The following is a 15,538-nucleotide window of genomic DNA, read 5'->3' as shown; positions in this document are numbered from 1 at the left end:
CACATAAGCGCCATTAGTTAAGCTTTGCACATCCAAAGTAGCTACTTGCCCGGCCGAGATGGTTTGGTTTTTCAGGATAGCACCTGTTAAAGAGGCTATTTTTATAGAATAAGTACCGGCAACAAAAGCAGTCAGATCAATGTTTAAGCTGCTGGAAGCTGGGTTTGGATAAAGAGCAGCTTTTACCAGGTTGAAGTTATCTGCTTTTACAGCAACTATTTTGCTGTACTCGCTTTTGCCATTAAAGTCTACCTGTTTCAGACGGTAGTAGTAAGTGCCACTAGTTACACTTCTATCAGTAAAGCTGTAAGTTTGCTTCTGATTAGTAGTACCATTTCCTTTTACTTTACCAATTGCCTGAAAAGTTTTCCCATCCTGGCTCTTTTCAACCTGGAAGTACTCGTTGTTTTCTTCTGTAGCCGTTACCCATTTTAAAGCTACACCTTGATTTTGAGAAGAAGCATCGAAAGAAACTAAAGTTACTGGTAGGGTTGTTGGTGTTGCAGAACCTAATAAGGTTAATTGCGAGTCCTCATCTGAACAATCAAAATCAAAACCTCCTAAAACATTAGTTGAGCTTTCTACTGTAGTACCGGCTTTGGCTTCTATCGAGATAGAGGGCAGAACGGAAGCCAGGTATTCAGCAGGATTAGTGTTATTAGGAATCAAAATAGAATAAGAGAAGGTGTCAGGTTGGTCTTGCCCTTTTATACCATCCTTGCTTGATGTTTCAAACTTTACGCAGTAAAATGGATTAGAAGTACCATTTATAACTTCGTACCTTTTCCCGGTAGCAGAGCTATAGCTGGCATTCTCTGCTATTACACCTTTAGGCAAACCAAAAGACACGTGGCTTAAGCCATGCGAACCAGTATTTTGAACAGTGAAAGTAAAGGTAGCGAGGGTTCCGGTTACTGTTCCTCTCTTATCTGTTTTATTGCTATTAGTATAAGATTTATAAATAAACTTAAAGTTATGGCCTGAACTTTCACAATCTGCCTGACTAGCTAAAGGAGTAAGCAGAGCTAGTACTAAAACTAAAAAATACGCAAAAGAAGTACTTTTTAGGGTTGTTTGGGTAGATGGTAAAAAGTGGCTCATTTGATTTTGTACTGTTTGTAAACAGTACAAAACTGGTTAAGAAAAAACTCTATATAGAGGTTTTTCGATAAACACCTTCTTTTACCGGATAAATAGGTATCACACCCGATGAACTGTGCTTTTACCCGGTGAAGGGAAAGCCTAAATCTTTAGTCATTACTTAAGTTCAAAAAACCTAAATCTTATCTGACCAAATGCTATTTCTAATATTATAGTTTTTTATTTTAAAACTGTTTTATGAAGAAAACCTCAGGTAATGAATTTTATGTACCTTAACTTAATAACCATTTTATGGCTTCTTCCCGGCTGGTAAAGCTTTGGAACTGATAATTAAATTGAATGGTCTGCGTCAGGTTTCTGGTCAGCTCCTGGGTCTTTTCCTCTCGGCTATTGTCGAAGGAAATAATACGGGCTGATTTTTTTAAACGGGTTTTGCTTAAATCTATGGAGAATTGCGTTACCATTTCTTTGTAATCAGGAGAGTCCATTAATTCATGATTAGCTATTGTCTTACTAGCATCAATTATTAAAAATTTGATATGATAGTTATTAAGGTTATCCACCAGCATCTGCAAAGTATATTTTATTTCCGGAAGCAGGTAAGGATGTGCATTAGGCCATTCAACAGTTAAGATATCAGTTGCTGGACTATAATCCAGAACCATGAGGCTATTTTGAAAAAGAATCATTAATTATATTAGCTAACTGTAAGAGTTTTATATGTAAACAATAGTTTCATTTTTTTATTTGGTTAAAGGTTTTGTCAAATAACCGGCAACATTCAAAGAACTAATTAAAAATATATCCTTTGGGTTAGATGAACTGGCAAGTACCATTATTCTGGTATTACTATGGTCAACTAAGTCTCCTTTGGCAAACTATTCAGAAAATTTAAACCGTCTAACACCGGCATAGCCAAATCTAAAAGAACAATTACCGGCAAATTTTTATTGCTTAAAGTATAGCTCTGTAATAATTTACGGCATCCAATCCATTTTTAGCCTGGAAAATATTGCTGGCGATATTATTGGACTTTTAGTTCAAAATATGCTTGTAACGTCGTTATACACTAGCAAAATATTGCTCATAAACTTTATAATAATCGCTTTTTTTAAAAGACTAATTCCAAATATATGGTAATAAATATTAATAAACTTATATTCTTTAGAATTTTATTAACATTAGGCTGGATTCTATGAATGATAGAGGTATTAAGCCATCTTTTCGTACTTCTACTTTTTAATTCATACCCAAATATTTAGCAAGTTTACTTAGTAAACCTTTAAGGTAAAGCTTGCTTATATTATAGGAAAGGCTGCCTCTGGTAAAAGTCGCCCTTTTTTATAACCACGTATTATTTAAATCGTATAAAAATTGAAAGTTGAAATTTTAAAAGGCTACTTCTCTTAGGGGTAGCTTTTTTGTTTAATACTGGATATTTCCTGTTAAATAAAGCAGTTAGCATTCAGTTTAATTATCTTCTTCCTATTTTATAATGATTCGGAAGTCTAATACGACCCAGCTACAACCTAATTAGGTGCCCCTTAACAATAATTCTATAGCAAATGCAAAATAAATAGCAATTGAATAGATGTAATCCGGTGCTATTTTATATATTAGGGCTACGAATGGGTTTATTGAATAATTAGGCAATTCACTTGGTTCCCTTCCAAGAGATATAGGTTCGAGTCCTAGGCTACCCATAAGACTTTATAAAAACGAAAGCCTGCCTTTTAATTAAGGCAGGCTTTCGTTTTTATTTGATTGTTATAGGATTGTATTCCCTAAGTTTATCTTTACTGATTCCCTTCCTCCTGACTATTTTCCGGCCGGGGTTTCAGCATATTTCCAGAATTTGACCCGGCTTACTTATTCTGCGAATCAAACCAAGAAAGAGCATCCAGCATCATGGGTATAATACTGGTTCGGTGCATACCCCCAGAAATTGGTTTCAATTCTACGTTATTGGCTCCTGCTGCTTTAAACCGATTAAAGGTTGTTTCAGATGTTTGATAGAAAACAGCTTCATCAGCGGTGCCATGATAAAGGCGGGTTGGGCTTTTGGGTACCCAATCTAGCAAGCTATTATTAGTTAAAGCCTGCTTCAGAGCTAATTCTCCGGCAGGATTTAACAGATTAGCATAAAAGACAGGATTGAAAAGGGCTGACGGGCTGGTAGTTAATTGGTTATTAATTTCCTCCCGCTTCATGGTACCATTCAATAAAGTTGGTATCCTACCAGCATAAGGCTCCTGGAAAAAATCTGTAAACGGACGATTCCAGTTGTAGGTAGTATTATAGGCCTGTATTATAAGGGCTAAAAAAGAAGGTTCCACATAAGTGGTAGTAGTGGCAATGCCGCTTAACATACCGGTTAAGTCATATCCCCCGGCACCAGCCGCAACTGCGGTTAAGGTTAGGTTATGTTTCGGATTTGCTTCTATTTCTTTCTGTGCGGCCATGGTTACATAACCACCTTCGGAATAACCGACTAGGAACAGGTTGCTGTTGAGGTTTATTTTCTCTTTCTTTAGGTAGTACTTGGCCGCTTTTAGCATATCCACAACAGTCAAGGCTGAATGCTGCTCATCGTAGTAAGGATGAACAATATCCTTAGATACTCCATAGCCAATAAAATCTGGTATTACTGTAATGTATCCAGCGGAGGCCAGTAATTCAAAGCCGGTAAAGGCAGCAGGGAAGTTTGAAGGAGCATCGGCATCGGCAAACATAGTGCCATGCTGTGCACTTAATAAGGCCGGTGGAGCAGGTGTGTTTTGCGGAATGGCCAACAGGCCGGAGACCTCTGTCTCGCTATTTTTGTAGGTGGTTTTATAGGTGAACTTGTAAAAAGCAACATCATACTTCAAAAGATTCACTGAGCTGCCAAAGCCGGAAGCTTGGGCCAAGCCTTGTAGTACAGATTTTGGGATGGTACTAATGGGTGTAGCCGCTACAAAATACTCACTACCATCAGGTTCGGGCTTTTCCTCTTCTTTATTAAAAAGACCGCACCCGCTTAGTGTAAACATGTACAACAGCAAAAACCAACAGAAGAGCTTTATGTTATTTTTCATAGCTTTTATTTTATTTAATGAGTATTTGAAATTTTTATTCTACTAATGATTCCATAAAAGTTTAATCCGCTGACACATAAATTATTATGAAGATACTGAGCTTATTTGGATGTAACTAGGAATAATATGGAAATTTTTAATAGCATTTTTAACATAGCTAAGCAGGTATAGGTTTATCACTACTCCAATCCTAATTGGTGGGAATGGTTTAGCCACCCAAATAGAAAACAAACTGCGTTTTTTTACCACTGGTAAATTCGAGTGTAGGCTTAACCTTGCAATGTATAAGGAATGGGTTCGACTAGGCACCTGAATAATGTCTGAAAACTCTAAACTGTCAGTTTAAGTACTGGCTACTACATCGCTAATTGGTTCACCATCCTACTATTGACTTTTATATCTAGTATAATACTTTAATAATTTAAGAAACTCAGAGAACTTATACTGCTTTAAAAGGAAATTGAGGAATAACGTAGAAAGATAGATTAGCCTAACTTGAAAAAATAGCTTTTGCAAAAATAACTACAGAGAATATAGAAGGTAAATTAGCGTCTATTAATCAACAGGAAGGAGTTTCATAAGTCAGGCCTTTAAAATTAAAGGCAGGATAAATCAAATTGTTTTACCTATGAAAAGAAAAAGCCTGTAAGTTATTAATTCTTACAGGCTTTTCTAACTTCATTGTGCTCCCGAAGGGGAGCGTGTTTTTGGTAATACATGGTACAAGGTGCGCTAAACAGGTATTTAAACCCAGCATTTTACCATAGTGTACCACGATATACCAAAATTATCGTTATACTCTGTCGTTATACTTTTATCTTTGGGTACCTTTTGTTTTGTCACCCATGGAAATCAGTTTATATCTTTTGCCCAAGATTTCTGGCAAAGGCACCCAAAGCATTTATATAGATATCGCCTACGGGAAAGAGCCCTGTGCTCCTTCTCCATCCATGCGCTTGCAGATGGCTACCGGGGTAACGGTCCAGACGCAAAACCCCAACCGCTGGAGCCAGAAAGATGAAAAGGTAAAAGCCGGTGAAGGCAAGGATAATAAAAACATTATTCTTGGTAAGCTTAAAACCAAAGCAGCGGACATTATTCTGGATTATAACCGATCCGGTAAGAAATTGGATAAGAAAACCTTTCAGGCTTTATTAAAAGACAAACCACTGGAGGAAGTTCAGGAGGAGGAAAAGAATTGTTCCTTTTACTTTGAGCAGTGGGCGCGTAACAACCGGGGCGAAATTGGGGAAAAGCATATTAAACTCATGCGGGTGCAATTAAAGTACATGCTGGAGTTTGCACCTGATATCAAACCCGAACAAATCAATGAGCAGTTTGTGGCGGATTTCAAGGAGTTCCTGATTAATGAGTATGAGGTGCTGGATGTCAGTTTAGCCAAGGCTACCAACATGATCAAGATTATCCTGAATGAAGCCGGCTTAAAATCAAACCACAAATGGCTGAAGAAAAAGAAAAGTGGCAATAGCCAGGGCATTACTTTTGACTTGGCAGAACAGGAGAAGATACGCCAATGGGATCCCATGACTGATGGAAAGATCAAAGGCCGTAATCCCATGCAGCAACGGAAAGCATTGGCCTTAGCCCGGCACCTGGTGATATTCCTTTTAAATACGGGGCCGCGCTACGTGGACTTAAAGGCTCTCGAGAAAACAGAGGTGCACAGCTTTACTTTACCGGATGGCCGGAAAATAAAGGTACTGTCTTACTACCAGATTAAAGGAGGTCAGAAACGGGGCAGGCCTTGCCGGGTGGTGTTGAATGAGGAAGCATTGAGCATTCTGGATATATACCAGGATAATACCGATAAGTTGCTGCCGGTTCCTTCTAACCAGAAGCTAAACGAAGCTATAAAACTGGTTTGTAAATTAGCCGGTATTGATGCCCCGGTTAAAAAGATTAAATACCAGAAAGGAAAAAGGATTGAGGTAACCACCATTCCAAACAGGGAAGGAGAACCAGAGCTGCTTACCAAGGCACACATGGCCAGCTGCCACCGCTTCCGGGCTACCTTTGCTACTAACTTAATGGAGGGGGGCGCTGATCTGAAAACTATTCAGGATGCCTTAGGCCATGAGGACCCGAAAACAACCCAAATCTATTTAGATAATAAGGATAGCCGGCAATATGCTAATTTGCTGCAGGCATTTGAGAATTTGAGTGGAAAAATTTAGATATGTAAATATTATAGGTTTAGATCAGTTTGCCCAGATATATTTATTTCAACAAGCGTGTATTCTATTCTTTCTTTATTTGTGGAAGAATTAAGAAATATTTGCTTTGAAATAACCCCGGTGCATTCTTCTCCAATATGGATAGTTTTCATTTTATCCAAAAGATCAAGGGGGAAGGTTCCGGCAATGGTTCTCTTATCTAAAGTATCAATTTCAAATTTACCTTTTAAACTATTTGTTATTAGCTTTCCAACAAAGGCAAACTCCTGTGGTTCTGCAACCTGAATTTTATTTAAGGTATTATATAAACTTAATATCCTATCCTTGTCACCATACCATTTATTGGTTTCGTTATTGGGAGTTATCCAATCCATTTCAAGTTCTAAGCCGTCTTCATTTAATTCTCTAAAGAACCTGGAATAATGCTTTATACTTGAAAGCCCTACTTTATTAAGATTATTAGTCAGGTCTTCGCCATTTTCGCTGCTAACAAATTTAAATAAGTTATCTAAGCTATCCTGAATCAACGAGTTCCCATAGAGATCAGGCGTTGTTTTACCTGACAAATAAAAGATTGTGGATCCTTTTCCAATTGCCTCTAATCTCAAATCAATTGTATTGCTTATGATTTTATTTGAGTTTTTAATATTGCGTTGGCCAAACTGTAAATATTTGGAAGTAGTATGAAGTGCATCAGAAAAGGCTGACGTTAAAGCTCCGGCAATACTAAGTGGAATTGAGCCAAATTGAGCAGGCTTTCCTATTAATCTTAATGAAATTACCTCCTTATAACGGTCTTCGTTTACTTGTTTTAATTGCGTATATAACTCTTGAAGGTGGTTTTTTAAAGAATTAAGGTTGAGTTCAATAGCCATGTTTCCTGGAGAAGAATTTAGAATATTTTCTTCTTCAAGGATTCTCTGGTTTATTTCCTCTATCCTGTTTTTAAGCTGCTTGTATGTTGTTGTCATACCATATTCGGGCTATCCCCTTAGGTTGTTCATCTCTAGTAAAACAGAACCATCCTCTCCAATAACTCCTTGATTCCATATCTTCTTTTCTAACGAGAAAAACGTCACAATTATACCTAATTTGAGAAAGAGTTCTGTCATTAATTTCTTTTAAAATAGAAATTTGATCTGGTGTCAGGTTCTGTACATCATTATCTGAATAAAAGAATATAAGATCTACATCCCCTGGTGACTCCTTAAATGTAGAGAAAGACCCATCAATCCATATTTCTGCAGGGATACCTGCTTCAGAGAACCGTTTAAAAAGGCTTTTTAAACGACTGACCAAAAAAATCCTTCTTTCTTGATTTATAAAAGGATTTACGAAAATATCTTCAAGTTGATCAGGGGTCATTTCATAGAAACCTGGCGGGAACAAGGGAAGGAACTCCTCTTTATCTTCTAGCATCTATTTGCATTGGTAAAGATTAAAACAATATTGTTATACACTAATTGCTCCCTCTAATTTCTCCAGGCTTTCCTGGATGGCGCTGAGCTGTGACCGGATAAAAACCATGTTGAGTTTGGGCGGATTGATAAACAGGATGGATTCAACCGAAACCTTGTAAACAGACTGTAGGTTATAAAGCATCTGCAGGGTGGGCTTAGTAACACCCGTTTTAACCTGGTTAAAGGAAGCCGGTGATATTTCAATACTCCGGCATAATTCGGCATAAGAATCTACCCGGCCGGTGCTGATCAGGTCATCACATTTCTGGATAAACCTGGTTCTTATTTGGTTTTCTATATCGTCGTTATAAAGTTGTGGCATGGGATTTTAGTTATTGTTTTGGTGGGGACTGGTTTTTAAATGTGTTTTCTGTTATCTACCAATCTGTTTCTGGCGAGGAAAGTGTATTAGCAAAAGATTGTATTAAGGTGTTAAAGTGGGTCTCTAAATCATTTTTAGCAAGTTTAGATTTTAACTCTCCTGCTGTATTAAAAATACCTAGAATTGAGCCGTCCAAAGTACCGTCATGCACTAATAATAATCTTTGGTGGGATTGGGTAAAAGTGGTCAACCTAAAAGAAGGCTTTTCAACTTTGATCTTATTGTCTTTAAACTCAAAGTTTATTGTATAATTCATGTCGAAGACATGGCCTAGTTTATTTCTATAAATTGATCTGGGGGCAAACCCATTTACAGTGATTGATTCGTTTTCAATAAGGCTCATTACATCTTTAGGAGATACATAGTTTTTGTTGATGTATTTTAAGGCCTTCTGGTATAATGTCTTTTGATCAGTATTAGGAATATTTATAACTATAAATGACCTTGATTCATCTTTATCATTAATAAATCCATCAGAAGTTAGTTTAAATTTATCTACTGGATAGTTTTGTAATATAGAATTAGGGTTTTTATTTGGAACCCTTTCAGGGCTATCTAAATCTTCTATTAAAGCAAAATACCATTCTCCATCTTGTTTTATTGAATACCACAAATCATTATGTTTCTGATATACAAACACTCTACCGCCCTGATTTAAAAATTTATAGACATTGGCTTTAGCACTTGGGCTGTATCTGAGTGCAACTTTATCATGTTTAGCTGCATACTCTGTATTTATTTTTTGTCCATATATAAACTGGAAGCTTGATAATAATAAGATTAAAACAAATGCAAATGTTGGTTTCATAAGAGGTAGAATTTAAGACATGCTATTTATTCTAATACTTGCTTTCACTAAAGCCAAAGCCCTTACATTATCTAAAGGGATTTCAAAAGGGTCATGATATTGATTCTGGCTTGCTAACTTTATAAACCCTTCTGTAGAAGACTTCTGGATATACTTGACAAGAGTGTAAATTTTACTATCCAATTCGAAGGATATTAAATACATCTCTCCGTAAAAAATGTATCTTTTATCATTTAATATCTGGTACATAACTATATCTCCGCTTTTTAAAAGAGGGTACATGCTATCACCAGTTATATGAATAGCCCCATCGCACTTGGGGATGTTCGGTATCTTGATAAAATCAATAACATTGTTGTGTCTCCCAAACAACTCAACCAATCCTGCTGAGGCCTCAAAATCATAAAGCGGCACATCTTGTTGCTCCTCAATTTTATCTGTTCTCATTTTAAAATTCTTTACTTCGGATTCTCCTGTTATCCCTCCTATTCCGGTAAGTAGCCATGCAGGTCTTATATCAGGAAATTCCTTACATATTTCAGTAAGATACTTTGCTGGAATGTCCCCTTTTTTGTTTAAATGCTCTGAAACAGTCTGTGGTTTTACCCCAACAAGCTCAGAAAGCTTTGCCTGAGTAAAAAATTTTTTAATAATGAGAATTTTAATTCGCTCATTGACAGGCATTTGAGAATAATCTTCCATACTGTTTTAAATAATATCAGATATTTCCGAACTTTTATTTGGAAACTTCGGTAAAACCTGATAACTTTGGTTTACTAAATAATTATAACGGACAAAATAATATTAAAATGGCAGAAGAAAAAATAATTCAGATGAACGATGAGGTACGGGCAACCTTTATCGTTCGCCCTGATCTCAATGAAAAAATGAAGGCCATTGCTTATTGGGATCGCAAACTTATTAAAGATGTAGTCAATGAGGCTTTCGAAGCATTCATTAATAAATACGAGAAAAGCCATGGTCAACTTGTTTCTCCACCCTCTAAAGCAGCCTAGTCATGCTTCAAAAATTCATCTACAACGATAACCCAATAACCTTTGACCTGAATGGCGAGGTTATGATTAATGCGTCTCAAATGGCTAAACCTTTTGGAAAGGCTCCAAAAGATTTTTTGAAAAATGAGCAAACCCAATCTTTCGTTATGGCCTTGCAAAAGCAATGGGAGAATTCTCCTATTGGGTCTGAAAGGCAAGACCGGAATTCCGGCCTTGGTATTGTTCGGGTCAATAGAGGCGGCAACAACCCCGGCACCTGGATGCACAGGAAACTAGCCTTAAAATTTGCTGCCTGGTTGTCTGCTGATTTTGAGCTTTGGGTTTTCGATCGTATTGAAGAAATCCTTCTAGCCGGTAAATCTGAAACCACCGCTACTCTTTCTAATGAAACTTACCTGCAACTGGTAAGCGATCTGAACAGTCTGAAAAAAACAATCAATCTGCACAGCTCTATTATTACCCAACAAAGCCAGGAGATTACCAACCTTCGGAGAGTTAATCAATCCAAGTCCTCTCGCTTACCAACCTTGAAAGAAATCACGGCGCATGTAAATATGTACGTGGACAAGAGCCTTGATCTGGAGCCAGCGGAAATGAAAGTTGAAACTCTAAAAGAACTGTTGGGCAAAAATTGGCTACAAAAATTAATGGAGCAAACCAACATGAAAGCCTTTGAAGTGCGCAACATGGTTTTAGGTTTATGCACCAATCATTCCCAATGGCACAAAGTGGTTGCGCTTGCTTTAGCCGCCCAAACCGAAAAGACTTTAGCCGAACTGGAAAGTTTAAAAGCCGCCTAAGCCATGAATGTTGAATTAAAACCAGAATCCTATTGGGATAACAAGATGCTTGAGAAAGCTTCTGAAAAATACGGAGACAAGAAAGCCCTGATGGATACCTTTTCTAAAGTTTACAAAGTAGGTCCGGAGCTTTATCAGCGGTTACAGCTAAGCAAGAACACTGTTTACAGTCTTATTCACACTGGAAAACTTAAAGCTTTTTGTGTTGGTGAAAAGGGTTACCGAGTAACCGAACTTGCTTGTCTTGAATTGTTGGGGGATACTAAAATTCTTGGGTTCACTACCCGAGATGAAGAGCCGCAAATGCGGAGAGCGTAAATGATTTACGCTGCTAATATATAAAAGTTCTATATACCAACCAAATCATAAATTAATTATTTGCCCAACCTCTAAATCTTTTGTTATGTCAACGTCATTTTTACCTAACCCATTAACCAGCCCAATTGATTACAGTGCTTTCCTGGTGCCACCTAGCCGCCAAGTGCGCAAGGATACTGTTTTTACCACTCCCCACAACATTGAACCTGAATGGAGAGAAGAAAGCCAGGCTTACTTACACCTTATATATAATGAGGTTGACAAAGCCTTTAAAACGGACCCCAAAGAGATTAAATGTTTCTTCTCAGTTAAAGGCAAAGGCCACCGGGAATGGAAGGATGTCTCGAAAGCCATTGATAAAGGGGACGCTGAGAAAGCAATTGAAGAAATGGATGACCTGATTACCAAGCTAATCACCATGCGGCTGAAAGTTTCCAAGAACACTCACCTTCCTATTCAATAACCATGCAACTCACAGGAAACGAACCAGCAATGCCGCAAATAACTACCGATGTAGACTTTGCTGATGCAAGTAAAGAAAAGCAGTATGGTTTAACCTATTCAACAGGTGGCCTTACCATTCGCCAACACTTTGCCATCTCCATTCTTCAGGGGTCTATGGCAGGAGTTAAGGTTACTGTAACTCCCGAAATAGCCACGGCTTTAAGCAAAGAGGCGGTAATGGTTGCTGATGCTTTAATAGTTGAACTTAATCAAGGAGAATAACCATGACCATTTTCAAGACCAACGAAGGTGAAGTTGTTTACCGCACCTTATGCCGGATGAGCAGCGCCGGCAGAGCTATAAGAAAAGCTGCAAAAAAGGGGAAAACTTCCTTAGTAGCCATAGAGCCGGATGGCCAGCAATTCAACTACAGCTTTATGCTGAACCGCTATTACGAGGAACACCAGTTAAGCCCGGTAGCATGAGCCACCACAAACTAGGGCCGTGCAGTGTCAACTGCAAATTGAAAGACCTTATTACCGTCATCAAATCAAATTTAAATCAATCATAATCTAATTCATAATCTATAACCTTTTTACTATTTCAATCATGAACGAGAACTATTTTGCACCAGACGAGGAAATTATTGCCACATCAACAGGAGAAAAATCTTTTGAATTAATCCCAGCCGGGAACTACCTGGCACGCTGCTACTCCATGATACTATTGGGTACTGTTACGGAAGAGTACGAAGGTAGAACCAAGGAAAACGAAAAGGTACGCATTACCTGGGAGCTGCCAACGGAGACCCGGGTATACAAAGAAGAGAATGGCCCACAGCCATCCGTTATTTCCAAAGAATACACCTTATCCATGGGTGACAAGGCGAACTTGAGAAAGGATTTAGAAAGCTGGAGAGGCAAGCAGTTTACCGACGATGAAGCTAAAAGTTTTAATGTCTCTAAACTGATTGGAATTCCTTGCCAGTTAAACATTATTCATAAGGTGAGCAAGCAAGGTAAATCCTATGCCACCATTGCTACGGTTTCTCCTTTGATGAAAGGCATTGAGTGCCCTCCACAGGTAAACCCTTCTTTCATTTTTAATATCAGAAGCTTCCAACAGGATAAGTTTAACTCTTTGCCGCAGTTCCTGAAAGAAAAAATCAAAGCCACCAAAGAGGGCAAAGCTTTAAACATTCAGGATACAACGCCTCAACCAGTTCCACAGCCTCAAGCTGCACCAGCACCACAACCGCAACCAGTGGCGCAACCAGTTAAAGTGGCTGAGCTTGAACTTGCCACCATTGATGGCCCCTTACCCTTTTAATATGGCTGGCAGCTTCCATATTAACCAGGAGCAGCGCCGGGTAGAGATTACTTTCCCGCAGGCTCCGGGCAGGTTCACCAAAAACGAATTGTACAAAAATAACTTCTCCTACCATCCGGGCTCCAAAGCCTGGATCCGGGAGGGTTTACAGGTGCAAGGCGTTGGCCGGATACTGGCCTACTTTGATCATGAGGCCGCCCATTCAATAGCCGCTTAAAAATTAATCATAACCATGAAAATCGAAGAAATAGAAATCAAGAATTTCAAAGCCATCTCTGAGCTAGGTCTGGAGATTAAAGGCAACAACGTGTACGTGTTAGGTGGCAATGGCAAGGGTAAAACCTCTTTCATTGATGCCATCTTTAAAATCCTGACCGGCAAAGATCTGCCACCCAAACTGGTAAAAGCCGGTGAAAAGAATGGCGAAGTCCGCATTGATATGGGTGAGTATATAGTACGGGCCATCTTCAACGCCAAAACTGAAAAGTTGAATCTAAGTGTGGAGTCTCCGGAGGGTGCTCAGTATAAAAGCCCCCGCACCATGCTGGATCAGATTGTTAAAGTGATTGACTTTGACATTAACCAGTTCTTTTCCCTCTCCCCAAAAAAGCAGGTGGAGCAGATCAAGACCCTGGTTGGCATTGACTTCTCCGATCTGGATGAACAATACGCGGAGCTTTACCAGGAACGCACTTTTGTTAACCGGAAGGTGAAAGAGGTAGAGGCCCAAACGGTTACCTATGACAAATCAAAAACGGAAAAGATTGATGTAAACGCACTGGTGGCAGAACTCAATAAAGCCAATGAGTTTAACCACACCATTGATGGTGCTGCCTCCCGCCTAAATGAGCGCACCCAGAAGATTACTTATAATGAAGCGCGCATCCAACAGCTGATGAAAGAAGTGGATGCCCTGCAAGCTGAAACAGATCAGTTTAAAACCCAAAATCAGCAAGCGTCTGCCTGGTTAGGTGCCAACACTAAAATAGACACCACTGCTATTCAGGCCAAGTTTGACAGCGCCGCCGAACACAATGCGCAGGTGGATCACACCCTGGCAGCTATCAAGAAATATGAGGAACTGGAAGCGCTGATCAAACAGCAGGAGCATTTAAATAAGCGGATTGCCGATATCCAGGAGGCAAAGAAACAAGCTATTGCGGAGTCGCAAATGCCGGTAGAGGGTTTGACTTTTGATGATGACCAATTGTATCTGAATGGTTTGCCGTTTGAGCGTTCCCAGATTAATACCGCTACCGCCATCATTACCGGACTAAAGATTCAGATGGCCTTATTAGGTGAGGTAAGGATTGCCCGGTTTGATGGTTCCCTGCTTGACAACACCAGCCTGGCAGAAGTGGAAGCCTGGGCGGCTGCCAACAACCTGCAGCTATTTGTGGAGATGGTGGACCGTAGCAGCGAGGCATTGAAGATTGAGGTACGGGAACCGTTGCAGTTTGAACAGTTGGAGGCTGCAGCATAATGAGGTACCAATTCAACGAACAGAAGTGTCGGGAATTATTAGCGGAGCGGCATGAAGGCTGCTCCAAAATAACAGTTCACATCTCCAAGGATCCGGAGTCAATTTGGAACGGGATACCAATCTACTACAATGGCCAATGGCTGGAAGACAACCTGGAGCTAGTTAGAAATTTTATCGACAAAGAACCCATCCTGGTCAGGTTCGGGGCTGTCAGTTCAAATCAATGTTATACCGAAATTAAATAAGGGTCAATTATGGGATACACGAAATATGTTTCAAAAGAGGTTGAGGTTGACATAGATGTTGACATTGACTTCGATGATGTAATGGGATACATCAACTGTGGTCTTGATGCTGATGAGACTAAAATTATAGCCAAAGCATTAGGTAAACCAAATACCCTTCCCAATTCTATTACTTGCCCATGTAATACTATCATGGATGAAATTGCCATTGGCGAGTTACAGGAAATCATAAATAAACAAGGTGTTGAGGCTGTTGTGGCTCAACTTAAAGCTAAGGCCTATTATGTCACTCAATAACATAACTATTCTCGACTTTGAAACCACCGGCTTAGATCCGGATAAAGATCGCGTGATTGAGATTGGCGCCATGCGCGTAATTGATGGCGACGTCAAGATGGAGTTTAACTGCATCGTTAATCCGGAAGGTGTCAAGCTCAGTGAGTATGCTGCCAAAGTCAATAACATATCAGAGGAGCAACTGGCTAATGGTACGAACCAACGCTTAGCCATGGCGCTACTCCGCAACATTATTGGTGACAGTGTCATCATTGCCCACAACGCGGCCTTTGATTTGTCTTTCCTGCATCACTCTTATAATCGGTTAGGTGGTCAACCATTGACTAATCCTTTCCTGTGCACCCGGACGGTAGCAGCTTTCCGCTACCCGTTTCCGCACTCTTTGGAATCCTTGTGCAGCCGGATGGGCATTGTGAATGAAACCGCTCACCGGGCTTTGTCCGATGTTAAGGCCACCTACCAGTTGCTGTGCAAGATGCGCGAAGCCGCCGAATGTGCGGAGTTTGTCAATGTCATGGGATTTATGAAAAAGTACGGGGCTCCCGGTTGGGTGCCGACCTATGCAACCTTGAGGGGGTACTAA

At 39.5% G+C, this 15,538-nt stretch carries 21 protein-coding genes; 13 read left to right on the top strand and 8 right to left on the bottom strand.

Annotated features, from left to right (window positions below; translation table 11 throughout):
* From ADHAQ_RS27290 to ADHAQ_RS25775, 3 genes are all read right to left on the bottom strand, one after another.
* A partial coding sequence (locus ADHAQ_RS27290) for a T9SS type A sorting domain-containing protein (protein ID WP_169728003.1) occupies positions 1-1,101 on the bottom strand: 1,101 nt, incomplete at its 3' end.
* Positions 1,102-1,373: 272 nt separating this feature from the next.
* Entirely contained in the window at positions 1,374-1,790 is a 417-nt protein-coding gene (locus tag ADHAQ_RS0114370; RefSeq protein WP_157433425.1) for a hypothetical protein, read from the bottom strand.
* A 1,176-nt stretch (positions 1,791-2,966) separates the two neighbouring features.
* The gene (locus tag ADHAQ_RS25775) at positions 2,967-4,178 is read right to left on the bottom strand and encodes an alpha/beta hydrolase family protein (protein ID WP_084523848.1); all 1,212 of its coding nucleotides are present in this window, start codon (positions 4,176-4,178) and stop codon (positions 2,967-2,969) included.
* 845 nt (positions 4,179-5,023) lie between these two features.
* On the opposite strand from ADHAQ_RS25775, the gene ADHAQ_RS0114360 reads away from it, so the two are divergent.
* The gene (locus tag ADHAQ_RS0114360; RefSeq protein WP_026463529.1) at positions 5,024-6,373 is read left to right on the top strand and encodes a tyrosine-type recombinase/integrase; all 1,350 of its coding nucleotides are present in this window, start codon (positions 5,024-5,026) and stop codon (positions 6,371-6,373) included.
* Between the two features lie 11 nt (positions 6,374-6,384).
* On the opposite strand, the gene ADHAQ_RS0114355 is transcribed toward ADHAQ_RS0114360, so the two are convergent.
* From ADHAQ_RS0114355 to ADHAQ_RS0114335, 5 genes are read right to left on the bottom strand one after another with little or no spacing between them, the layout of a single operon-like run.
* Entirely contained in the window at positions 6,385-7,344 is a 960-nt protein-coding gene (locus ADHAQ_RS0114355) for a hypothetical protein (RefSeq protein ID WP_026463528.1), read from the bottom strand.
* Positions 7,319-7,792: a DUF6932 family protein gene (locus ADHAQ_RS0114350; RefSeq protein ID WP_026463527.1), complete on the bottom strand. Its 474-nt coding sequence runs from the start codon at positions 7,790-7,792 to the stop codon at positions 7,319-7,321. The genes ADHAQ_RS0114355 and ADHAQ_RS0114350 overlap by 26 nt, the downstream gene beginning before the upstream one ends.
* 33 nt (positions 7,793-7,825) lie before the next feature.
* Positions 7,826-8,155, bottom strand: coding sequence for a hypothetical protein (locus tag ADHAQ_RS0114345; protein ID WP_026463526.1), 330 nt, complete (start codon positions 8,153-8,155; stop codon positions 7,826-7,828).
* A 55-nt stretch (positions 8,156-8,210) separates the two neighbouring features.
* The gene (locus ADHAQ_RS0114340; RefSeq protein WP_026463525.1) at positions 8,211-9,023 is read right to left on the bottom strand and encodes a DUF4468 domain-containing protein; all 813 of its coding nucleotides are present in this window, start codon (positions 9,021-9,023) and stop codon (positions 8,211-8,213) included.
* A gap of 12 nt (positions 9,024-9,035) precedes the next feature.
* A complete protein-coding gene (locus ADHAQ_RS0114335) occupies positions 9,036-9,725 on the bottom strand; it encodes a LexA family transcriptional regulator (protein ID WP_051359933.1) in 690 nt (229 codons plus the stop codon).
* Positions 9,726-9,763: 38 nt separating this feature from the next.
* On the opposite strand from ADHAQ_RS0114335, the gene ADHAQ_RS0114330 reads away from it, so the two are divergent.
* The 12 genes from ADHAQ_RS0114330 to ADHAQ_RS0114275 all read left to right on the top strand — a co-directional run bounded on the left by ADHAQ_RS0114330 (position 9,764) and on the right by ADHAQ_RS0114275 (position 15,538).
* Positions 9,764-10,039, top strand: coding sequence for a hypothetical protein (locus tag ADHAQ_RS0114330; RefSeq protein ID WP_026463523.1), 276 nt, complete (start codon positions 9,764-9,766; stop codon positions 10,037-10,039).
* 2 nt (positions 10,040-10,041) lie between these two features.
* On the top strand, positions 10,042-10,839 hold the full coding sequence (locus ADHAQ_RS27660) for a KilA-N domain-containing protein (protein ID WP_071781117.1): 798 nt from the start codon (positions 10,042-10,044) through the stop codon (positions 10,837-10,839).
* A 3-nt stretch (positions 10,840-10,842) separates the two neighbouring features.
* The gene (locus ADHAQ_RS0114320) at positions 10,843-11,157 is read left to right on the top strand and encodes a MerR family transcriptional regulator (protein ID WP_026463522.1); all 315 of its coding nucleotides are present in this window, start codon (positions 10,843-10,845) and stop codon (positions 11,155-11,157) included.
* Between the two features lie 85 nt (positions 11,158-11,242).
* The gene (locus ADHAQ_RS0114315) at positions 11,243-11,620 is read left to right on the top strand and encodes a hypothetical protein (RefSeq protein WP_026463521.1); all 378 of its coding nucleotides are present in this window, start codon (positions 11,243-11,245) and stop codon (positions 11,618-11,620) included.
* A 2-nt stretch (positions 11,621-11,622) separates the two neighbouring features.
* Positions 11,623-11,883: a hypothetical protein gene (locus ADHAQ_RS0114310; protein ID WP_026463520.1), complete on the top strand. Its 261-nt coding sequence runs from the start codon at positions 11,623-11,625 to the stop codon at positions 11,881-11,883.
* 2 nt (positions 11,884-11,885) lie between these two features.
* Complete coding sequence (locus ADHAQ_RS0114305) at positions 11,886-12,086, top strand: hypothetical protein (protein ID WP_026463519.1); 201 nt, start codon at positions 11,886-11,888, stop codon at positions 12,084-12,086.
* 124 nt (positions 12,087-12,210) lie between these two features.
* Positions 12,211-12,930: a phage replication initiation protein, NGO0469 family gene (locus tag ADHAQ_RS25765; RefSeq protein ID WP_034256833.1), complete on the top strand. Its 720-nt coding sequence runs from the start codon at positions 12,211-12,213 to the stop codon at positions 12,928-12,930.
* A 1-nt stretch (position 12,931) separates the two neighbouring features.
* Complete coding sequence (locus ADHAQ_RS0114295) at positions 12,932-13,147, top strand: hypothetical protein (protein WP_157433424.1); 216 nt, start codon at positions 12,932-12,934, stop codon at positions 13,145-13,147.
* Positions 13,148-13,162: 15 nt separating this feature from the next.
* On the top strand, positions 13,163-14,413 hold the full coding sequence (locus ADHAQ_RS0114290; RefSeq protein WP_026463517.1) for an ATP-binding protein: 1,251 nt from the start codon (positions 13,163-13,165) through the stop codon (positions 14,411-14,413).
* Positions 14,413-14,658: a hypothetical protein gene (locus ADHAQ_RS0114285; protein ID WP_026463516.1), complete on the top strand. Its 246-nt coding sequence runs from the start codon at positions 14,413-14,415 to the stop codon at positions 14,656-14,658. Before ADHAQ_RS0114290 ends, ADHAQ_RS0114285 begins: the two co-directional genes overlap by 1 nt.
* 9 nt (positions 14,659-14,667) lie before the next feature.
* The gene (locus ADHAQ_RS0114280) at positions 14,668-14,955 is read left to right on the top strand and encodes a hypothetical protein (RefSeq protein ID WP_026463515.1); all 288 of its coding nucleotides are present in this window, start codon (positions 14,668-14,670) and stop codon (positions 14,953-14,955) included.
* Positions 14,942-15,538, top strand: a complete 597-nt coding sequence (locus ADHAQ_RS0114275) for a 3'-5' exonuclease (protein WP_026463514.1) — start codon at positions 14,942-14,944, stop codon at positions 15,536-15,538. Before ADHAQ_RS0114280 ends, ADHAQ_RS0114275 begins: the two co-directional genes overlap by 14 nt.

The sequence above is a fragment of the Adhaeribacter aquaticus DSM 16391 genome (assembly GCF_000473365.1).
Lineage (GTDB): Bacteria > Bacteroidota > Bacteroidia > Cytophagales > Hymenobacteraceae > Adhaeribacter > Adhaeribacter aquaticus.
Note: the sequence above shows the minus strand (reverse complement) of the source record. Positions and strands in the feature narration are given on the sequence as shown.